We start from the raw sequence: 20,216 nt of genomic DNA, 5'->3' as shown, positions 1-20,216 counted from the left end.
TGGTCCCATGCGTGCACGCCGAGGGTTGCCGATGATCGCCATCGGGGGGCTCGCCGCTGGACTCCTCAGCGGTTGCGTCCCGAACGACGGACGCAACTACTCGAATGCGACGGACGTCTCGCGAGCCCATCGAGTCTGGAGTGATCCGTGGCTGGCCAATGAGGCCCCCTCGGTGGCAGGCCCAAGCGCCTTTGGTTCCTCCTTCAAGCGCGGCGTCGCTGGACGCGGGTACACGACACCGGTCGCCCCCTTGACGATCGCCACCACCGAGGTGCGTGCGGCCATCACGGCTGGATGGCGGCTCGTCGGAGCACAGTGCGATCGCAACGAGAAGGGAAGCCTCATCGATGTGAACGCCCAGCTCGCCCGCGGCTCGCAGCTGGATGACTGGAGCCTTGCCACGATCGAAGCAGCCACCCACTCCGACGCGTCTGGCAGCCCCCCTACGAATCCGGCGCCGACATACACGCAGGTCAGTGTCGGGGCCTTGGTCCCCCATCATCTCGACACCGCGTGGCCGGACGCTCCTGCCATGGAACTGGAGGCGAGTTGCCTCCTGCAGGACCCGTCAACGACTCCCGCAAGCCCGGGCCCCTCGTCCACCCCTCCGGTTGAGCCCACTATTGGACGGTTGTCAGGCGACCGCACCGACCCGCCGACGTGGTCGGATGACGCCGAGGGCGACCTGCGTGCAGGAGTTGATGCCCTCACCAACGACCAGGGTTTGAAGTCCCTCGGTCTGGTCGTGGCGATGCCGGCGGCGCACGAGGACTCGGAGGCGCGCGACGCTGCGATGGGTTCCGCGAAAGACGTCGCTGCAACCGGAGGTCTGGCCAGCTCCGTCAGTTCACTGGGCGCGCAAGGATGGACCTTGACGTATGCCGCGTGCATCGGTCCCGGCGCACCGAACGTTGCCGAGTTGTCCCGTCCCGCAGGCAAGCGCACAGCAGTTCTTCGACTGTCGCAGGTTGCGGCGCCTGCCGAATCCAGCGTCGACGCCACTGTGGTCGTGTCGACGCCTGGCTACAGTCCGCCGACGCCCGCAGGCATCACCGGGAGCTGCTTCGACTCCACCACTGCTCCAACAACGTTCTCCCACAAGGGAGTTCCGTCACTGGGACCGACAAGGATGTTCCCTCTCCAACGCTGAACTCGCGATCCGGGCACCCGAGGCAGTGACGAGGCGTCGCGAGGGGAGGACACTGACGACATGGCAGTAGACATCCCGGCACGCGGCAAGCGTGGCGCGAAGCTCCCCCGCTCCCGAAGTGGATCAAGCCCGCAGCCCTCTGGCTCTTCGAACGACAGATGAAGGCCAAGGGTGCGCCTCTCGGCTACCTCACCACGTGAGGCGCCCAACTTCGGCGACTACGAGAAGAGCACAGACCGAGTCATCCCCGTCGTGCAGCTGACCCGCACCGACACCTGAACCAAGAAGGTCATGCCGAACGCGTCAGATCTGACGCGTTCGGCATGACCTTGTGGTCTCGGGCCCTCTTCCAAGGCTCAGGCGCTGGTGAGGGACTCCGTCACTGCGGCGACGAGCAGGTCGACCTCGTCCTCGGTGATCACGAGCGGCGGCGCGAGACGGATCGTCATGCCGTGGGTGTCCTTGGCGAGGATGCCTCGGTCCATGAGGCGCTCACAGAGTTCGCGGCCGCTGGGGCCGCCGGGCGTGACGTCCAGTCCGGCCCACAGCCCGCGCACACGCACGGCATCGAGCCCGTTGCCGACGAGCGGCTCGAGCCCGGCCAGCAGACGCGCACCCAGCCGACGCGCGCGCTCCTGGAACTCACCGGTGGCGAGCAGACGGCATACCTCGTGTCCGATCGCGGCAGCGAGCGGGTTCCCACCGAAGGTGGAGCCGTGCGACCCGGGCGAGATGACGCCGAGCACGTCCTTGTTGGCCGCGACGGCGGAGACGGGATAGAGGCCACCGCCGAGGGCCTTGCCCAGGATGTACATGTCGGGGACGACCTCCTCGAGGTCGCACGCGAACGTCGTACCGGTGCGCGCGAGACCCGACTGGATCTCGTCGGCGACCATGAGGACGTTCTGTTCGGTGCACAGGGCTCGCAGGTCGCGCAGGAAGCCCTCGGGCGGGACGACGACGCCACCCTCACCCTGGATCGGCTCGAAGAGCACGGCCACCGTGAACTCGTCCATCGCAGAGCGCACCGAGTCAATGTCGCCGTAGCGAACTGCGCGGAATCCCGGCGTGTAGGGGCCGTAGTTGTCGTGCGCGATCTTGTCGTCGGAGAAGCTGATGATCGTCGTGGTGCGGCCGTGGAAGTTGCCCTCCATGACGATGATGTTGGCCTGGTCCTCGGGGACGTTCTTGACCTCGTAGCCCCACTTGCGGCTGACCTTGAGCGCGGTCTCGACGGCCTCGGCGCCCGAGTTCATCGGCAGGACCATGTCCTTGGCGGTGAGTTCGGCGAGAGCCTGCGAGAAAGGGCCGAGCTGGTCGTTGAAGAAGGCGCGGCTCGTCAGCGTCAGCGTGCCGAGCTGCTGGCGGGCGCGCTCAACGAGCTGCGGGTGCGAGTGGCCGAAGTTGAGCGCGGAGTAGCCGGCGAGACAGTCGAGGTAGCGCTTGCCATCGACGTCCGTGACCCAGGCGCCCTCACCGCTCGCGATGACGACCGGCAGTGGGTGGTAGTTGTGCGCCGCATAGCGCTCGGTCGTCTCGATGTGCTGCTCGGTACTCACCGGTGCGGTGGTCTGCTCGGGCGTCATTCTGGCTCACTCCTTCGTCGTACGGTCGCGATCACTGTATCCGCCGGAAGCGGGGTCCAAGTCAGGGCTGACGGCGCCCCCGAGACCAGGCCAAGGCGTCGTCAAGCGACCCGTCGGCGACTCGGGTGAAGACGAGGCGGTCGTGCAACCGGTTGGTGCGTCCGCCCCAGAACTCGACCTCGTCGCAGACGATCCGATAGCCGCCCCAGAAGTCCGGGACGGGCACGTCGTCGACGTTGCCCAGATCGGGCCACCGGGCGGCATACATCGCGTATGCCGCTTCGAGCTCGGCTCTCGACGTGGCCGGCTCCGACTGGCGCGAGGCCCACGCCGAGATCCGTGAGCCCCACGGTCGCGACCCGAAGTAGTCAGTCACCTCATCGCGCTCGAGGAGCACGGCCCGACCGCGAAAGCGGATGGCACGAAACATCGAGGGCCAGGTGAGCGACGCGGCAACGCCCGGGTTGCCTGCGAGCTCACGTCCCTTGGCAGACAACGTGTTCGTGAGGAAACCCGGTCCTCGCTCGTCGAAGAATCGCATGAGGACAGTGCGCACGTTGGGTATGCCGTGGGCGTCGACCGTGGCCACCGAGAGGGCGTGCGGCTCGGGCACGTCGGCTTGGGCACCGGAGCGCTCGACTGCCTCGTCGACCCAGAGTTTGGCTTGCTGCCACGGGGTCGAAGCGACCTCGTCCTCGGAGAGCCCGGTGCCGGTGTAGTCGATGCGCGTGACCTCGTTCATGCCCTGACCCTAATGGGGCTTCGGTGCCCTTCCTCGGGGTGGGCTGGGGTGGAGGCTGTTGGCCGAACCGTCGGTCGGTGAACACCTGACGGTGCTCCTCGATACGGGCGATAGGGAGCTCGGCAAGCTCGGCCGTGCGCGAGCCCGGCCCCGCTTCGTCAGCACCCAGGACGCTCAGCGCATCTGGGAGATCTCGCAAGAGCTGACCGGGACCACCTTCCCGACGGCGTGACGTCGGCCCGTGACGCCTGCAAGTGACTTCCGAGGGTGCCTTCAGACGGTGCCATCACACGGTGACTTCCGACCGTGACTTCCGACCGGACGTCAGTTCGTTGCGGCGACCGTTCGACCGGCGAAGGCGGCGAGGCGGTCGTGGACCGACACATCGGATGCGGCCTCCACCTCGGGCCCGAACGCACCCTTGCGGTTCTCGGGCGTGAGGTTCGCATTCATGAACGCGAGCGCGTGCTCGGCCACCTCGTCGTCGAGGGGTGTCGGACTGCCGATCGACGTCGCGATGTCCCAGCCGTGCACTGCGAACTCAGGAATCGCGGCATCGGACGACCCGCCGGAATCGTCGGCGCGCACCTGCTCGACCAGACTCGCGGCACTCGCCCGGAAGTCCCCTGCCGGGTCGTCGCCGAGCTCGGGTGGATTGGCCCAGTCGACGTCCTTGCCGGTGAACATCGAGACGAAGTTCTGCGGGGACGCGACGACATGCCGAACGAGGTCCCCGACCTTCCAGTCCTCGCAGGTCGACGGCGAGTCGTACTGGTCGGGCGAGACCTCATCCAGTAGGCCTGCGGTCTGGTCGAGGGCGCGCTCAAGGAGTGTGCCGGCGTTGGGCTGGGCGTTCATGGTGAACCTTCCGTGGACGATGGGCTGGCAGTCGCGACGCTACCGACCAACACCGACATCCACACCCCCGCGACGTCTCCCATCACCGGGGCCACGCCGGCTCCGGGTAGCGTCGCCGACACCATGAGGATCCACAGCTTCCACCTCGCGACCGTCCCGCCGACGACAGCAGCCAGCGCGCTCTTCCGCTCGTCCAACGGTCCACGCGACGACGGCGTCCCCGGGCCAACACACATCGAGCACCTCTCGGTGATGCAGCTCGGAGCTCCAGCGATCTCCTTCGAGCGTCTCCAGCTGCGACGTGTGGCGGTCTTCGCACAGTGGGAGTCCGAGGGCGCGCTCGACGACTACCTGGGCGCAACTCCGCTCGGCCGACACCTCGCCCAAGGCTGGCACGTACGCCTCGAGTTCGTCCGCCGGTGGGGCGCCGTCACGGGCCTGCACCGGCTCCCCCTCAACGCGAGCACGATGGAGCCCGAAGAGCCGGTCGTCGCCGTCACCCTCGCGCACCTCAAGCTTCCCCAGCTCCGACGCTTCTTCCACTGGGGCCGTCCTGTCGAGCAACTCGTGCGCGACTCCCCCGGCACCACTCTTGCCCTCGCCGCGGTGCGCCCACCGCGCACCTTCTCGACGTTCACGATCTGGAACTCGGTGGGCGCGATGCGCGCCATGGTCGAGGGCCACGGCTCGGGTCATTCACCGCAGCGCCACGCCACCGCCATGGCCGAACGCGAGCGTGAGGACTTCCACTTCGAGTTCACGACGCTGCGCTTCCGTCCCCTGTCCGAACACGGTGAGTGGGAAGGCCGTCGCGGCATCGTCCCGACGGGCTGACCGACCGAGGTTCAGCTGGCCACGAGTTCGGCGCTGGCGAGCAGCTCGTTGGGCACGGCATAGAGCTCGTCGCCGACCCTCACCTGGCTGCGCGTCGCGAAGGCCGCCTCGACCTCGCCGATCTCACCGTTCATCGGCCCGTCCACGACGATGCGCACGAACGCGCCAATCGGGAACGACGACCGCGCAGAGGTCGCCACACGCGGGACCGGGCGCGCGTGCACCACGCCTCGCGCTTCGATGATGTGGTCGAGCTCGGCCCGGTAGGCCTCGCCCATGTCGACTCGCTTGCCCTGGTAGGTCCACGTGAGCAGTGCCGCGGCATCGAACTCAGGACTGCACCTGAGACAGCTCATCACCCGACCCGGCCGACGATGCCTGGTGTAGTGGTGACCTTCGGGGCACTCCCCGCGCCAAGGGCCCTCAACCCTGGGCGCCTCCGTGGAGACGGTGCGCTCGCCGGAGCACCCGATGGCCATGGCCTTGGCGCGCCACACGTCGTCGTGACCATGTGCGCGTCCCACGAGGGCGTGGGCGATCTCATGCAGGATCGTGTCGCGCACCTCGACCTCGTCGTGAAGGCGAGTCAAGGGAGCGCTGAGGGAAATCGTGCGGGCGGCAAAGCGGCATACGCCAGCTCTGGTCTTGGCGCGGTCGGTCGTGACGTTCCAGTGCTCCAGCCCGTGCTCCCGCAGCAGGCGGCGCCCGAGTGCGAGGGCCGGTGAGATCTCCATGTCCCCAAGGAAACCAGCCACCACTGACAGCGCCTGTTCCGTCCATGAGGCTGTCAGGCCCCGCGGCTACTGTCACGGTATCCGGCAAAGCCATGAGGTGCAGAGATGACGAGCTCGACCGACAAGGACGAATCCACCCAGGGCGGGTGGTCCTCGCGAGCCCGCCAGGGTTTGGCCACGGCCCTGCGTTCGAGGGTCGCGGGGGATGACGCCGCAGCCAAGGCAGCCGTCATCTGGGGCGCCGAGGGCGAGCGGTGGTTCACCCCCGAGGACCCGATCTGGCGCGTCCACGCCGACGCCGCAATGTTCCCCGGCGGGATCCGCGCACTGTTGCTGCAGTCGCTGCACCCGCTCGCCATGGCCGGCGTCGCGGGACACTCGGGCTTCAAGGGCGACCCGTGGGGACGGCTGCAACGGACGAGTGAATTCCTCGCCACGACAACGTTCGGGACGATCGAGCATGCCGACGTGATGATCGACCGGGTGCGCGCGATCCACGAGCGGGTGCGTGGGAAGGCGGCTGACGGGCGGCCCTACGCCGCGAGCGACCCGCACCTACTCCAGTGGGTCCATGTGACCGAAGTGGACAGCTTCCTCACCTCGTTCCAGCGGTATGCCGCGCACCCACTCACGGACATCGAGGCGGATCTCTACGTCGAGCAGACCGCTGTCGTCGCACAACGGTTGGGCGTCATCGATCCACCGCTGACGACGGCCGCGCTCGAGGCGACCATTGCTGCCTACCGTCCCGAGCTCGAGTCCACCCCCGAAGCCCGAGAGGCCGCGCGCTTCCTCCTGGTGCACCCGCCGCTGCCCATCTTGGCGCGACCTGGGTACTCCGCCCTCGCCGCCGGCGCGGTGTCCTTGCTCCCCCGATGGGCGCGCTGGCCGTTGCGCCTGCCGTGGCTGCCGGTGACCGAACGAGTGCTGGGCCGGCCGTTGGGCGGCGCCGCCACGTCGGCTGTGAGGTGGGCGATGACCGATCCGAGGGACGTACGCGCCGTGGCCGCAGCCGATCGCGCGGGATAGGCCGCAGAGCCCCGCCGCATCCCGCCGTACGGCTGTGCGCACTGGTCGCGCTGGTTTCCGTGTTGCCCTAGTGCCCGTAGTCGCCCTGGATCCACTGGAGGACGGTCGTCGCCAGCGGCTCGAAGACGGGGTCGATGCTCATGCCGTTGCTGATGCCCGTCCACCCGTGAGCCTCACCGGGCATCGGAACGTATCTCTTGTGCGCCGCCGGACTTGCCGCGACCGCCGCCTTGAGGACGTCCACCTCGATGCCTGTGTCCGCGTCGGCCGCAGAGATGAGCAGGGGCACGGTCGTCGCCTTCGCCGCAGCCATGGCATCGGGAACTCCCTCCCACTCGCTCGGCCCTGAGAGGTTGACGATGGCGTCCGCGCCGGCCTGCTCGCCAGCACCCAGCGCCAGGACTCCCCCGAGCGAGGCGCCGACGACGGTCACCGTGGTCGCGCCACGGCTGCGCGCGAAGTCGATCCCCGCCTTGATCTGGGCCACCCAGTCCTTGGTGAGCGCGTCGTCGCACTGGGACTGGCCGTAGTTGCAGACGTCGAGCATGACGACGTTGACGCCCTTGTCGGCGAGCCATTGCCCATAGGTCGCCCACCCGCAGAATCCCGCGCCTGACGTCTGGTGGAGCAGGACGGCACCGACCTTTCCCTCCCCCACGACTCCGGCGCTGAGCATGCCTCCCGGAGCCGGGACCTGCACAACGTCACCCTTGGCCGGAATCTTGCAGCGCGCCTCGACCGTCCTGGGAAGGGATCGCGTCGGGGCTGGCGCGGCCTCCTGCTCCGCGCTCGCCTTCGCAGCACCTCGTGGTGCTTCGCCCGCCCCACATCCCGACACAGCGAGCATTGCCGCCACCATCACCCAGCCACATCGCCTCATATGTCAATATATACATATGTCACGCCAGGAGTCCACGGGAAACCTCGGATTCGCTCTGCTCGGACTTCTGGCGCGCAGCCCGAGCACCGGCTACGAGCTCGCCCGGCGCATGGAACGGCCCGTTGGCTATTTCTGGAGTGCTCACCACGGCCAGATCTACCCCGAGCTCGCGCGCCTCGAAGCACGAGGCTTCGTGCGGCACACCGTCATCGAGGGTGCCGGTCCCAGACCAACGAAACGGTATGCCGTGAGCGCACGTGGGCGGAAAGCGTTGCGGGAGTGGGTGGTTGGCGAACTCGAACCCCAACCGGTGCGCGACCTCGAGACGTTGCGCCTGTGGAACATGTGGCTCCTCGATCAGGACGCTGCATTGGCGTTGGTTGCCGAAGCGCGAGCTGCGCATGCGGAGCGGCTGGCTGCCTATGAGGTCGAACTGGCCGAGCTGGACGGCGACCCGGAGGCAGCAGATCCGACGAAGCCGAAGTTCGCGAGCGTGCTCACCCTCGAGGGTGGCGTGCGCACGCGACGTGCTGCCGTCGAGTGGTGCGACTGGATGCGCGAACGCCTCGAGTCCGCGTCTCGCTGAACACGCCCCACCCACCTGCCGCCTGCCACCAGCCGCCTGCCCCCTGCCCCCTGCCCCCTGCCCCCTGCCACCGACTATCGACTATCGGCCAGTGGGCGCCTTGCTGCGGACGCCGCGGCCCGACGGGTCAGGTCAGGCCGGGACGTCCCACAGGGCGGCTTCCTCTTCCCGTTCCCGCCACAGGGCGTCGTCTTCCCACCTCGCGAGATGTTCGGCTTCGAGTTCGTCGGCGAGCGCGAGCAGCTCGAACTCGGGGATGGCGTGCTCCCACCCTTCCGACGGGGCAGTGTTGAGTCGGCGACGGCGACGTTGTGCCTCATCTCGCTCCCGAGCTCGGGCAAATTCGGCCTGCCGCCCGGGCAGATGTCGGTCATAGCTCCCCGGGCTGAGGTCCCAGGTGATGGATCGGCCGTGTTCGTCCGGCGGATGGACCACCGCGATCAGGCGTTGCTCGTGGACCTGGGTGTGGTGACGCTGGCAGAGCAGCGCAGCGTTGGAGAGATCAGAGGGGCCGCCGTCGACCCAGTGCACGACATGGTGCGCTTGGGACCAGGCCGCAGGAGCCGTGCAGCCGGGGAACGTGCACTGCCGGTCGCGGTGCCAGAGGAAGCGGCGTTGCCCCAGCGTGAACAGGCGCGTCACGCGCCCCAGATCCGCGACCTCGCCGTCCGCGCCGAGCACCACCGGGATGACGTCCGCGTCGCAGGCCAGCTGGCGCACGACGGACGGGGCGAGCATGGTCTGGTGCGCGCGCGATCCCAGCACGGCACCGCTCCCCGTGCCGCCAGTCACTCCAGCCAATCCCGCCAGCAGCTCTGCCAACGTGACGGTCACGTGCACGACGGTGGCTGCGGCACCGGGATCCTTGTTCGCGCCATCCGCTGAGGCGGCACCTGTCAGCACGGCGTCGAGGGCTTCCACCCGCCGCTGACCTGAGCAGCGCAGGTCGGCCTCGCCAGTGTCGGGGTTGGGCGCCGGCTTCGACATCGGCCCGATCGCAGCCTCGAGCCGCGAGGCCTGGGCGGGAGTCATCGCCATCCGATATTCCGTCAGGTCTGCGTCCGCGACGATCGGGCTGGAGAGGAACGCACCGGGGCGCAGTCGCTTCTGCTTGTCGTCGAACTCGCCCTCCACGCCGTACTTCGCCAGCAGCCTCGGGCGGATCTTGCGTGCCTCGGCCGGTCCCCACTCGACGCCGTGGTCGAGGATCGCCTTGGTCACCGTCGGCACGGCCTCCTCGGTGAGCAGGTCCTTCATCCGGGCCACCTCACGCAGTGCGGTGAGCGCCAGCCCCGCTCCCACTTCACCGGAGACCACGCGCCCCCACACGATCCCCTCCGGCCGGTTCTCGTCGGCAAAGGCACCGCCTTCCGGACCGCCCCGCGACCACAGTCCCCCCGGGGTCGACGTTGCCGCCTCCTGTGCGAGTTGCGCGACCTGCCCGGCGCCACCCTGACGCAGCGACGGAGCGTGCTCGCGCACCCACGAATGCACGGACCCGACCCCGCGCCGAGCCGAGGCGAACTCGCCCCGATGGCACGCCTCCGCCGTGACGCGCACCTGCGCGGCCGCGGCTTGGGATTTCACTTCGTCGGCCAGAGTCATGAGCTCCGCGAGATCGCTGGCGCTAAGCGAGGAGATGGCGTCTCCAACGCCGGCGAGCCCATCGCGAGCAGCGTTCAGCACCCCACGCAATGGCGTGGCGGGAGCCTGCTGCTGCTCGTCCATCGATCCCTCCTCCAACGACTGATCTCAACCTATCGGCAACCACTGACAACGCCACTCCGACAACGCCCGCCTCCGAGCGAATCCCACACTCCCCCAGCCGAACTCACGACCGACCCACCCGGCCCAGCACCACCGAAGAACGCTCACCAACCAACCTAGACGGAGCCACTGACAGCCAACTCACGACGCGATCGATCGACGTGTGCCACGTTGGGAACCATGCGATTCCCCGAGCCCCCAGTGACCCCGAGAACCGGCCCTCGGCCGCTGGTCATCGCCGGGGCAATCGCCATCATCTCCGTCGCTCTGTTCGCTGCTTCACTCACGTTCGGCTGGCTCGGCCCCGACGTCGGCCGCGGCGGCAGCTTCTGCGAGGAGGCCCGCAATGCGCTCGTCAAGCAACCCGCCAACACATTCAGCAACCTCGGCTTCGTCGTCGCCGGGCTCGCCGCGGCTTGGCACGTCTCCCGCCGCGGAAGCGGCACGATGAGCGCAAGCCTGGGGACGGCATACGCCGTCGTGGTGGTTCTGCTCGGCCCCGGTAGCGCGGCAATGCACGCCTCGCAGAGCGCCATCGGCGGCCATCTCGACGTCTACAGCATGTATCTGCTCGCGTCCTTCGTCATGGCGTATGCCGCCGCGCGGCTCCTTGCGCTCCCGGCCGCCGGTTTCGCGGGACTCTTCGCCGCTTCGCTCGGGGTGTGCACCATTGCGGAGTTCACGTCGGCGGACGTGCCGGTGGTCATGACCGCCGGCAACGCGGTGTTCGCCGTCCTGCTGCTCGCGGGCCTCGTGATGGAGATCGTGCTGCGGACACGAGGCACCAACCGACTCGACGTGCGATGGGGATTCGCCTCTGTCGCAACGCTGCTCGCCGCATTCGCGATCTGGAACACCGGCAAGGACGGTGGCCCGCTCTGTGAGCCGCAGTCGCTGCTGCAACCCCATGCGGTCTGGCACGTGCTCGACGCGGTGGCTGCGTGGCTGCTCTTCCGCTACTACGTGAGCGCGCGGCCGTAGGGTCAGGCCATGCCAGACAGCACCCGCGTCGCCGTCTATCTCGACTTCGACAACATGGTCATCTCCCGCTACGACAACCTGCACGAGGCCGGGTCATGGCGGCGAGACAACGCGCGTGACCATCGCCCCGGAGGTGGCGACGTCGTGGACCAGCGCCTGGCGGAGGCGATGGTCGACCTGGGCGCGATCATCGACTACGCGTCGTCGTTCGGGACGGTGGCGCTGACGCGGGCGTATGCCGATTGGTCCGTGCCGGCCAACGCCGCGTATCGCACGCAGCTCATCGACCGCGCCGTGGACCTCGTGCAGCTCTTTGCCACGTCGGGGACGAAGAACGGCGCCGACATCCGGCTCTCGATCGACGCGGTCAACGACCTGGTCGATCACGCGGACCTGACGCACGTCGTGATCGTCGCTGGGGACTCCGACTACATCGCGTTGGCGCAACGGTGCCGCCGCATGGGTCGGTTCGTCGTGGGCATCGGGGTGACCGGGTCGACGAGTCGGGCGCTGGTCGCTGCGTGTGACGAGTTCAGTGACTACGGCGACCTGCCGGGCGTGCGTACGGTCGTGCCGCCGAAGAAGACGGAGGTGGTGGCGCCGGCTGCGGCGGCCGCGAAGAAGGCTCCGGCCAAGAAGGCTGCGGCTGCGAAGAAGACTGCACCTCCTGTCGTCAAGGCGCTCACAAAGGCTGAGAAGGCTCAAGCGAGGGCGACCGAACTTCTCGTCCGGGCGGTACGCGTCGGAGCGGAGAAGAGCGATGACGGCTGGTTGCAGGCGTCGTCAGTGAAGCAACAGATGCAGAGGATGGACTCGACGTTCAAGGAGAAGTCGCTCGGGTACTCCACGTTCAAGGCCTTCATTGAGGCTCAGAGCGACGCCGTGGAGCACCAGTCCAAGGACAACGGACAGCTGACAGTTCGGCTGCGCTGAGCGCACCTGGGGATAACTCTGCGGTCGGTTTCGCGATTTTGGCGAGACTCCGTGCATGACTTCGAAGCGCGCGTATGCCGTTGCCGCCCTTGCCCTGTCGGCTTCCCTTCCGCTCGGCGCCTGTTCGCAAGCCGACTCCCCGGAAGGTGAGGCGAAGGCGACAGCCAGCGCGACGGCATACGCACAGCCTGCGTATGAGGTGACACACAAGCAGGCCAAGGCCATCGCAGCGGTGGGTCAGAGACTTCCGGACGAAAGGGCGGCAGAACCCCTCGTTGACGACTTCTACGCCATGAACTTCTGTGGCGCCTCCGTTGAACAGGCCCCGGCTGACGCGGAAGGTGGTCGGCCCTGAGCATGGACCCGGAATCGAGCGAGAGTGATGCCAGTGGGTCTGCAGGGGGCGAATCCGTGCAAGTCGGCCAGACGCAGGCACAGGTCGTCGTCCTCGGTTCCTCCCGGCCGACCATCGAGTGGGCCGACGAGAAGCTCGACGGTAGGTCGACTTGTCCGGGCAACGACATACCGTTCACGACTCATGAAGTACCTGTACCCGGGGCCGCCAGATCGATGGTGCGCACGAGAGAGAACTTGACCATCCTGGGAACGGGTCGGCACTCGGCCATGGGGGCGGCACGAGTCGAGAACGTGTTGCTGCACTGCACGGCAGACTCCGCCACGGCCCAGCTCGCCTTGAGCACCGTGACGTCGTGCCTCACAGAGATGGCTCAGGCGGTGCCGTTCGCTGCCGAGCAGCATGTTGCGATCACGGACGCCAACCGGCTCGTGGCTACCAAGATGCTGCTCGTAAAGAGCGCGGGCCAGGGACAGTCAGTGAGTGTGCGCGAGAACCGCTCGCCGTCACAGCCGTGTGCGTCGTCGTCCAAGACCTTCCTGCCTGGGGGGACGGCGATTGCGCTGCTTCAGACCGAAGTGCCCAGCGAGGTGGAAGACCCTTCTAGCGCTGAGGCGCCTCAGTACCTCGGTGTGGTCTCTGCTGAAGGACTCGCCGACACATCATCCGCGAAGGCCAAGGTGGCACAGGCACGGGCAACGTTCGGCGGCTGCAAGGGCCGCTACACGAGGAGCAAGGGGACCCACGTCGCGACCGGGAAGGTCACCGGCATCACCGATTCTGCGCTCGGTGACGGCGGATTCACGATCACGGCAACCTCCCAGTACACCGGCCAGTCGAAACCAGAGACGGTGCAGCAGTCGATCTTCAGCGTCGGGCCGTTCGTCGTGGAACTGTATGGCGCGTCAACCAAGGACGCTGCCGCCATTGCCGACCGGCTCAAGGCGGTGGCGCGGTCGTGACCCGCTTCACCCACTTGCTCAAGTGGCGAAACTCGCCGATTTCTCTACTCTGGATCACAAGACACGATGCCTCGCGCCCCTCTGAGTGGCTGCCGGGCACCGCACGATGGAGGGGTTCCGAACGATGAAGTCACGCAGGACGATGACGTATGCCGTCGCCGCCGCAACGGCAGTCACGCTGCTCTTGGCCGGCTGCAACGGCGGCGACAAAGACCCGACGCCAACAGCAACGGCTTCGGCGTCGTCAACAGCGTCGACGACGAGTACGTCTAGTCCGTCACCCACTTCAACCACCAGCGTCCAGCTGCCGGCCGCGGCTAGGGCGCAGACTGACGCCGGGGCAGTGGCATTCGCACGGTTCTACATCCTTGAAGTGGACCGGGCATACGTCACGCTCGACAATTCAGCCATCACTGCATACGCACAGAGATCGTGCACAAATTGCCAAACAGCGGCGAACACAGTCGAGGCCGCCAAGTCGGACGGCCAACGTCAACCACGCCCATCCTTCACGATCACTGGCGCTCAGACCCAGCCCTTCCCCGACCGAACCGTCGTTGACGTCTACGTCGACGTGGCTGACGTCCCGAGCGTGAACGCAAAAGGAGAAACTGTCTCCCCAGGTGAACCCGGAAAGGACTCTTTTCGAGTTGACCTGGTCTGGGAAAACGGCTGGAAGGTCAAGGCGGTGGGCCCGCGATGATGCGTCGAAGCATTTCTGGATTGATCGCGACGGTCATCGTGTCGGCGAGCTTCGCCATGACATCTCAAGCCCAGGCCGCTAGCCCGTGCCCGGCAGGATTCCGCTTGGCAAAGGCCAGATCTGCGCTCGGCAACACGTCAGCTAACACTGCAGCGAAGTGCGTGCCGATCAAGCCGAAGGACCGTCCGCGGGGTCGCTCGAACGACGGAGGTAAGAAGCCCGAACCTGTGGTGTTCAAGCCAGATCCGTACGAGTACGCCTATACCTACAGTTGTCCAGGGGGCAATGCTGGGAACCTTGTTCCTGGTCAGATCACCGGAGAGTCATGTGAACAAGCCACCGCAGCTTGCGCCGAAGAGGGAGACGGCGCCCAACCCGAGCTGAGGGTCTACCGCCGACTCCGCACGGGCGGCCCTTGGGAATTCACCGGGGTGTCTTGCGGGCCAAGAGACCTCCCGCCAGGCGCGCAGCCTCCGCCTGCGATTCCGACGCAGGGACAGATCATTGAGGCATTCCGATCACTTCCTTTTGCCAAACCGACAGTCAACATCCAACCGGAGGGTGACGTCACGCTTGTCAATTTGCCGACCTACTTCGAGGCGCAGTGGCCCTCTCGAGGGCTCGGCCCGGGTGATATCAGCCCGAAGGTTCAACTGCTCTCATGGTCGATCGAGTTTCGGATTGACCCGGCGGCCTACAACTATGACTTCGGTGACGGGGCCTCCTCAGGTCGGACGAACGATCTTGGTGGGCCATATCCCGAGGGCAAGATCCAACACAGCTACGAGGAGCCGAGCGAGGCGGCGGTGAAGGTCGACGCGGAACTCACCGGCTCATACAGAGTGAACGGTGGCGCAAACTGGATTCCACTCGGCGGTGTCGCAGACCTTCAGGACGAGCCCGTCGTCACGCTTCAGATCCGCGAGGCCAAGGCCCGCTTGTACGGGAGCCAGTAGACCCACACCAGTCGGCAGTAGTGACCTACCCGCTGGCCGCGGCCGGCAGACGACCGACCGGGTCGATGAGCCGTCTGGGGTTGAGGATGTCCGTCGGGGCCGGGATCACGTTGCCGGTGATCGGCCTCTCGCCCGAGGACGTGCCCTCCCTCGTCGCGGGTCTGGCGCTGCACGGCGTCTCGGGTGGCGCAGCGTATGACGCGCTGGTGGGCGCGGCCACACGAGCAACCAACACAGCGCCCTCCTCACCGGACACTGCGTCCTCCACGTTGCCCCAGCCCCACCAAGAACGTGTACGCGTCGTCACGGCAAGACCTTTCGCGCCGGACGATCCGGCAGATCGGCGACACCGTCCTTGGTGCCGACCGGCAAGTATGTCGAGTGGTCCCGCAGCTGCACCGCCCGCCCGCGCCGCTCAAGCGCGTCGCGACCACCAGGGAGCCGACCCACGACACGGTGACTCCAGACGTTGGTCGCGAGGCGGGCGGCATACGCCCAGGGAGGCCGCAGCGGCAGCCCCAACTCACGCATGCTCGCCGGTCCGAGCAGGACGGTGAGCATGCTGAGCAACCGCTCCTGCTCATACCGTCCGCGCGCTCGAGACAGCAACGGATGGGGTATACCGTACCGCCGGTCGGGCTGTACGCGGACGATCGTTCGGGCGAGTTCACGACCCGCGTCGGTCTGGTCGGCCGCCGCGAGCAGGATGTGCAGGTTGAGCCAATTGCGTTCTCGCTCAACGTCGCTGAGGAAATCGGGGTGAACGCCCATGAGCCATCCGACGTACTTCCACAGATGCAGCAAGGCGCGGGCGTCACCCGGCGCAATGGGAACGCCGAGGCCACGACTGGCGAGGATCACTGTCGCGCCGAAGAGGCCGAGCGTCCCCGCTTGGTCGGTCTGGTTGATCGGCAGGCCCCAACGCGCGACGTCCCAGTCAGGTGAGCTCTCAAAGGTCGCGTTGACCATGGCGTGCATGACCCGGACGTGCAACGTCTGGCGCCATGCGTCACCGCCAGGTTGCAACGCGCCAGGAACCATGAGGCTGAGCACCCAGTGCTGCGTCTCGGCAAGGCGCTGCATCGCTGAGTCCCCCGTCAGGGCACCCGTCGCGACGAGGAGGTCCGGCGGGCCACCGAACCGGTAGCCGCCCGTGAGCGACAGCATCAGCAGGACGTCACCAGCGTTGCGCCCCAGCCGATTGAAGACCGAGGCGCCGCGATCCACCAGATCCCAGTCGACCCAGGACGGCGTCGCACTCACTGCCTCCATGAACCGAGCCAGAGCCGGCGGCGCATCATCGCCGACAGCCTCGAGTCCGCTCCCGAGAGCAGCCGCACACTGCGCCCGGCTGACGCGACCCTGTGCACCAACACGAAGGAGCATCGCGACGGCCAGATCATGGGCGAACTCGTCGCGCTCCATGAGCCCGGCCCCGAGCCGGTCGAGCAGAGCCTCGTCAGCGGGCTCGCGCAAGCCCGTCATCATCCGCAAGGGTCGAGCGATCCGCTCCCCGCGCGTCTCGGCCTCACGATGCCGCGTGGGTACCTGTGGGGCCTCGACGTCGCGGCTCGCGCTCATGGCCCCAGTGTCCCCTCAGCCGTGTTCCAACCGCCTGCGAGGAGCCGGATCACGCATGTCGTGTGCCGCAGGGAAACGCGGGCGAACGCCGGACGTCCCGTGCGCAGGTCAGACCAGGCCGGCGCGGTCGGCGATGATGCCGATTCCGACTCGGTTCTGGGCACCGAGCTTGTCCTGCGCCCGGGCCAGGTGCGACTTCACTGTGGCCTCCCCCAGGAACAGTTCAGCGGCAACCTGCGCCGTCGTCATCTCGCGTGCAACACACCGCACGACGTCTCTCTCGCGATCGGTCAATGTCGCGACCAGCGCCTCGGCGGCTCGCCTCAAATCCCGCGCCGGATCGGACTGAAGGTGCTCGACAACCTGGCGGGCACTGCGCGCCGACAACGCGCCCTCGCCCGCAGCCACGGAGCGCACCGCCGCGATGATGTCGAGCGGGCTCGCGGTCTTGAGGAGGAACCCTGCCGCACCGGCATGCACCGCCCGCAACATCACGTCGTCGTGGTCGAACGTCGTCAGCATGATGACCTTCGGCGGTGACGCCAAGGCAGACAAAGAAGCGGTGGTCGTGATGCCGTCCTGCCGCGCCATTCGTACGTCCATGAGGACAATGTCAGGCCGATGGCGGTGGATCGCCTCGATCACCTGGTCGCCGTCGTTGACGCTGCCGACCACCTCAAGGTCCTCGGCCGACCCGAGCATCGTCTCCAGGGCTCCGCACACCAAGGGGTCATCGTCCACGAGCAGAACGCGCGTCATCGGGTCTCTCCTTCCACCTGATCACCGGGCGTCCAGGCGGACCCGAGGTCGGCTGCCCACACCCACGGCAGTCGCGCGGCAACACGGAAGACCCGTCGGTCGTCGACGAAACATCGGAAGTCACCGCCGAGCGTCAACACCCTGTGGCGTATGCCGTCCAGCCCGCTTCCCGGGCGGAACTCCAGTGCCACGTCGGCCGGCAGATGGTTGGCCACCTCGATCTCGACGCCGGACTCCGGTGTCGCCCGAACGAGGACGCGCACCCCGATGCCCGGCGCGTGACGGCGGGCGTTCGTGAGCAGCTCCTGCGTGATGCGGAACGCGCTCCGACTCGTGGTCTCGTCGAGCCGACCGATGCCTTCGAGCTGTGCCGTGGACACGAGGTTCACGCCCGTCGCGACTGTCTCGTCAATGAGCGCCGGCACGTCGCGCAGCGTAGGCACTGCGGCAGCCACATCGGGTGAATCCGGCTGACGCAGCATCGCGAGCAGCGAACGCAGGTCCGCCATCGACTGTTGCGCATTTGCACGCACCAGAGCAGCCGACTCAGCGACCCCAGGGTTGTCCCCCGACGTCACCTCCAATGCGCCAGCGTGCAACGACAGCAGCGAAAGCCGGTGCCCCAGGGCGTCATGCACCTCCTGGGCGATGCGCTCACGATCCGACTGGCGCGCGACCTCGTCACTCAAGGTGTCCACCACGACCTGCTGCTTCTCCACCACGATCTGCGCGTTCGTGAAGCGATCGCGGTAGCGGATCAGCAACCCCAACCCCACGGCCACCCCTACGAGCACGAACGTGAGTGCCAGGACTGCCACAACCGAGAACGGCTCGTGGGTCGCATCCACCTCGCCACCGCGAAGGGCCTGCCAGAACGAGGCGGCATTCGACGTGCCCCGAGTGTCCTTCCACGTCGAGATGAACGTCGAGACACTCACCAGGGCACCCAGACCCACAGCCACCGGGTCCAGGCGCCGCACGAGCAGAGAGCCAAGAGCGATCAACGCGGGCACGGGGTCCAGCGGAAGGAACAGCGCGATGGCACTCGTCACGACTACGACGAGCTCAGGGAACCGCCGGCGCCACACCAGGCTGACACCAGCGAGAGCCCCGATGAGGAAGACCAACATGGCGATGTCGGTTGCGGTCCCTGTGGCAACCGCTCCCGTCCGCCGCGTGTCCCACGTCATCGCGGCCACCATCGAGCTGCAGAAGCAGATCGGGAAGTACAGCCACCACGTCCGCCACTTCGGGCTCCCCAACCGGGACCGCCACAACTCCACCCCTGAAGGGCGGGGCGGGACGGGGATGGCGGTCATGTGCCCAAAGTAAAGCCCGGCACTGACATACGCGTCCACCGAATGGCTGAACACGCCATACCGGATCTCCCCCAAACGGCCACGGAAGGTGAGCCGCCCTGTGGCAGACCGCAACCCGGCATACGCGATGAACTCGGCCCATCACACCAACCGGCCGAACTGCGGCCGCCCGAGCCTCAGCTCGCCGCTGCCTCGATCTCCCAGTTGATGATCTTGAGGTCGCGCGGGCTCGGGGCTCCGGCGCCGTCCTCGATGAGTTGCTTGAGGCTCACGAGGTAGGTCGCCCACTTGGTGCTGCAGTGGTGCATGAACAGGACCGGCTCCCTCCAGTCGCGATGGCTGAAGTTCACCGTCGTCCAGTCGCCCTCATTGACCAAGGACCAGTCGATGGTCGTCCCGATCCACTCCTCAGGGCCGTCGACGACCTCCCAGAGCACGCGTTCGCCGGGGATGCTCTCGCGCACGAGCATGTCGAATCCGCCTGCGGGGAAACGGAATTGGATCACTCCGCCGACGTCCGTGGAGCCGGTCGTCTCCTCGGTCCACCACCCCTTGAGTCCATCGATGGTGGCGATGGCCTCGTAGACCTTGTCGGGAGTCGCCTGGACTCCCACCTGGTGCAGGATGTCAACCATTGTTCTTTCCCTTCTGTGTTGTCGTGCCTTGTGTTGTGTTGGCGCGCTCGATGGTTTCGGCGAGCCGCTTGATGCGCTGAAGTCGGGCGTCCCACGGGCTGCCCACGGAGTGGCCACGGCCTGGCGGGTGGCCGGGAGGCCCTCGCTGAGGCTCCTGCCCGCAGCTCATGGCGCCGACAGCGTCCCGGCGTGGGCAACCAGTCGTGGCAGGAAGGTGTCCCACCCGTTCTCGTGGTCGCGGTAGGCCTCCTCAAGAACGGCGACCTCCCAGCCCCGCTCGCGGAAGCCGGTCTCGGTGAGCCGCAGGGTCGTACCGGTGGCGGAGGGCTCGAGGTCGAAGGTGACCAGGAGCGAGTTGCCCTGTGTGGCCGCCTCCCCCTCAGACGTGACCCAGCGGAAGGAGAACCGCCGCGGCGGGTCCACCTCGACCACGGTGAAGGACTCGACCTGGGTGCGGTCGCCCCAGACCAGTTCCCCGACAGCACCTGGTGCCACCTCGTCGAGGCTGGCGTCGTCGGACCACCACTCGCGGATGTGTTCCGGGCGACTCACCACCTCGAAGACCACCTCTGGCGAGGCCTCGACGTGCACCTGTCGCTCGAGCGTTCCAAACTCCATGACCTACCTCCTGATATGCAACCTGTTGTTGCGCATCAGAGTATGCGACCTCAAACCGTTGCGCAACCCTTGGTTGCCGATGTGTTTCGCCCGCTCCCCCGGCCCGGCACCCGGCCTGCCGTGTCCACCAAACGGCTGGACCCGGCATACCCCATCTCCCCCAAACGGCCAACGAACGTGAGCCGGCCTGTGGCAGACCGCAACCCGGCATACGCGATGAACTCAGCTCATCACGCCAACCCGGCCGA

General features: G+C 67.3%; 23 protein-coding genes. 11 read left to right on the top strand and 12 right to left on the bottom strand.

What is annotated here, in order from left to right; translation table 11 throughout:
• Positions 1-7 precede the first annotated feature (7 nt).
• The gene (locus tag ACFQRE_RS16420) at positions 8-1,150 is read left to right on the top strand and encodes a hypothetical protein (RefSeq protein WP_380124468.1); all 1,143 of its coding nucleotides are present in this window, start codon (positions 8-10) and stop codon (positions 1,148-1,150) included.
• Between the two features lie 356 nt (positions 1,151-1,506).
• On the opposite strand, the gene rocD is transcribed toward ACFQRE_RS16420, so the two are convergent.
• Together rocD and pdxH are read right to left on the bottom strand one after the other, a co-directional pair.
• Entirely contained in the window at positions 1,507-2,736 is a 1,230-nt protein-coding gene (gene rocD / locus ACFQRE_RS16415) for an ornithine--oxo-acid transaminase (protein WP_380124466.1), read from the bottom strand.
• A 61-nt stretch (positions 2,737-2,797) separates the two neighbouring features.
• Complete coding sequence (pdxH, locus tag ACFQRE_RS16410) at positions 2,798-3,478, bottom strand: pyridoxamine 5'-phosphate oxidase (protein ID WP_380124463.1); 681 nt, start codon at positions 3,476-3,478, stop codon at positions 2,798-2,800.
• Between the two features lie 58 nt (positions 3,479-3,536).
• Between pdxH and ACFQRE_RS16405 the strand changes: the two genes are divergently transcribed.
• Positions 3,537-3,710 carry a hypothetical protein gene (locus ACFQRE_RS16405; RefSeq protein WP_380124461.1) on the top strand — a complete coding sequence of 58 codons (174 nt, stop codon included), beginning with the start codon at positions 3,537-3,539 and terminating at the stop codon, positions 3,708-3,710.
• A gap of 92 nt (positions 3,711-3,802) precedes the next feature.
• On the opposite strand, the gene ACFQRE_RS16400 is transcribed toward ACFQRE_RS16405, so the two are convergent.
• Positions 3,803-4,336 carry a TIGR03086 family metal-binding protein gene (locus tag ACFQRE_RS16400; RefSeq protein ID WP_380124459.1) on the bottom strand — a complete coding sequence of 178 codons (534 nt, stop codon included), beginning with the start codon at positions 4,334-4,336 and terminating at the stop codon, positions 3,803-3,805.
• A 123-nt stretch (positions 4,337-4,459) separates the two neighbouring features.
• Here ACFQRE_RS16400 and ACFQRE_RS16395 point away from each other — a divergent pair, with 123 nt between their 5' ends.
• Positions 4,460-5,170, top strand: coding sequence for a hypothetical protein (locus ACFQRE_RS16395; protein WP_380124457.1), 711 nt, complete (start codon positions 4,460-4,462; stop codon positions 5,168-5,170).
• An 11-nt stretch (positions 5,171-5,181) separates the two neighbouring features.
• Here ACFQRE_RS16395 and ACFQRE_RS16390 read toward each other — a convergent pair whose 3' ends face one another.
• Positions 5,182-5,904 (bottom strand): SprT-like domain-containing protein, encoded by a 723-nt coding sequence (locus ACFQRE_RS16390; protein ID WP_380124455.1) that lies wholly within the window; start codon positions 5,902-5,904, stop codon positions 5,182-5,184.
• Positions 5,905-6,009: 105 nt separating this feature from the next.
• Here ACFQRE_RS16390 and ACFQRE_RS16385 point away from each other — a divergent pair, with 105 nt between their 5' ends.
• Positions 6,010-6,933, top strand: coding sequence for an oxygenase MpaB family protein (locus tag ACFQRE_RS16385; protein WP_380124453.1), 924 nt, complete (start codon positions 6,010-6,012; stop codon positions 6,931-6,933).
• Between the two features lie 67 nt (positions 6,934-7,000).
• Here the strand turns inward: ACFQRE_RS16385 and ACFQRE_RS16380 are convergent, their stop codons facing one another.
• Complete coding sequence (locus ACFQRE_RS16380; protein WP_380124451.1) at positions 7,001-7,780, bottom strand: alpha/beta hydrolase family protein; 780 nt, start codon at positions 7,778-7,780, stop codon at positions 7,001-7,003.
• Positions 7,781-7,829: 49 nt separating this feature from the next.
• Between ACFQRE_RS16380 and ACFQRE_RS16375 the strand changes: the two genes are divergently transcribed.
• Positions 7,830-8,399 carry a PadR family transcriptional regulator gene (locus ACFQRE_RS16375; RefSeq protein ID WP_380124449.1) on the top strand — a complete coding sequence of 190 codons (570 nt, stop codon included), beginning with the start codon at positions 7,830-7,832 and terminating at the stop codon, positions 8,397-8,399.
• Positions 8,400-8,531: 132 nt separating this feature from the next.
• Here the strand turns inward: ACFQRE_RS16375 and ACFQRE_RS16370 are convergent, their stop codons facing one another.
• Positions 8,532-10,127, bottom strand: a complete 1,596-nt coding sequence (locus ACFQRE_RS16370; protein WP_380124447.1) for an HNH endonuclease signature motif containing protein — start codon at positions 10,125-10,127, stop codon at positions 8,532-8,534.
• Positions 10,128-10,346: 219 nt separating this feature from the next.
• On the opposite strand from ACFQRE_RS16370, the gene ACFQRE_RS16365 reads away from it, so the two are divergent.
• The 6 genes from ACFQRE_RS16365 (at position 10,347) to ACFQRE_RS16340 (ending at position 15,056) form a co-directional block, all read left to right on the top strand.
• Positions 10,347-11,147 (top strand): ceramidase domain-containing protein, encoded by an 801-nt coding sequence (locus ACFQRE_RS16365; RefSeq protein ID WP_380124444.1) that lies wholly within the window; start codon positions 10,347-10,349, stop codon positions 11,145-11,147.
• Between the two features lie 9 nt (positions 11,148-11,156).
• Positions 11,157-12,080 carry an NYN domain-containing protein gene (locus tag ACFQRE_RS16360; RefSeq protein WP_380124442.1) on the top strand — a complete coding sequence of 308 codons (924 nt, stop codon included), beginning with the start codon at positions 11,157-11,159 and terminating at the stop codon, positions 12,078-12,080.
• 55 nt (positions 12,081-12,135) lie between these two features.
• Complete coding sequence (locus tag ACFQRE_RS16355) at positions 12,136-12,435, top strand: hypothetical protein (protein WP_380124440.1); 300 nt, start codon at positions 12,136-12,138, stop codon at positions 12,433-12,435.
• A 236-nt stretch (positions 12,436-12,671) separates the two neighbouring features.
• Entirely contained in the window at positions 12,672-13,397 is a 726-nt protein-coding gene (locus ACFQRE_RS16350; protein ID WP_380124438.1) for a hypothetical protein, read from the top strand.
• A gap of 142 nt (positions 13,398-13,539) precedes the next feature.
• Positions 13,540-14,100, top strand: a complete 561-nt coding sequence (locus ACFQRE_RS16345) for a DUF6318 family protein (protein WP_380124436.1) — start codon at positions 13,540-13,542, stop codon at positions 14,098-14,100.
• Positions 14,101-14,120: 20 nt separating this feature from the next.
• Entirely contained in the window at positions 14,121-15,056 is a 936-nt protein-coding gene (locus ACFQRE_RS16340) for a hypothetical protein (RefSeq protein ID WP_380124434.1), read from the top strand.
• A 25-nt stretch (positions 15,057-15,081) separates the two neighbouring features.
• Here the strand turns inward: ACFQRE_RS16340 and ACFQRE_RS16335 are convergent, their stop codons facing one another.
• From ACFQRE_RS16335 to ACFQRE_RS16310, 6 genes are all read right to left on the bottom strand, one after another.
• Positions 15,082-15,363 (bottom strand): hypothetical protein, encoded by a 282-nt coding sequence (locus tag ACFQRE_RS16335; RefSeq protein WP_380124432.1) that lies wholly within the window; start codon positions 15,361-15,363, stop codon positions 15,082-15,084.
• Entirely contained in the window at positions 15,360-16,637 is a 1,278-nt protein-coding gene (locus ACFQRE_RS16330) for an oxygenase MpaB family protein (RefSeq protein WP_380124430.1), read from the bottom strand. The genes ACFQRE_RS16335 and ACFQRE_RS16330 overlap by 4 nt, the downstream gene beginning before the upstream one ends.
• A gap of 108 nt (positions 16,638-16,745) precedes the next feature.
• Positions 16,746-17,396 carry a response regulator transcription factor gene (locus ACFQRE_RS16325; RefSeq protein WP_380124428.1) on the bottom strand — a complete coding sequence of 217 codons (651 nt, stop codon included), beginning with the start codon at positions 17,394-17,396 and terminating at the stop codon, positions 16,746-16,748.
• Positions 17,393-18,715 (bottom strand): sensor histidine kinase, encoded by a 1,323-nt coding sequence (locus ACFQRE_RS16320; protein WP_380124426.1) that lies wholly within the window; start codon positions 18,713-18,715, stop codon positions 17,393-17,395. Before ACFQRE_RS16320 ends, ACFQRE_RS16325 begins: the two co-directional genes overlap by 4 nt.
• 176 nt (positions 18,716-18,891) lie before the next feature.
• Positions 18,892-19,350: an SRPBCC family protein gene (locus tag ACFQRE_RS16315; protein WP_380124424.1), complete on the bottom strand. Its 459-nt coding sequence runs from the start codon at positions 19,348-19,350 to the stop codon at positions 18,892-18,894.
• A gap of 165 nt (positions 19,351-19,515) precedes the next feature.
• Positions 19,516-19,968 (bottom strand): SRPBCC family protein, encoded by a 453-nt coding sequence (locus ACFQRE_RS16310; protein ID WP_380124422.1) that lies wholly within the window; start codon positions 19,966-19,968, stop codon positions 19,516-19,518.
• Positions 19,969-20,216: the final 248 nt, after the last annotated feature.

Origin of the sequence: Knoellia pratensis (assembly GCF_042666395.1) — a bacterium.
Classification (GTDB): domain Bacteria; phylum Actinomycetota; class Actinomycetes; order Actinomycetales; family Dermatophilaceae; genus Knoellia; species Knoellia pratensis.
The sequence above is the reverse complement of the archived record's forward strand: the minus strand, read 5'-3'. Positions and strand labels throughout refer to the sequence as shown.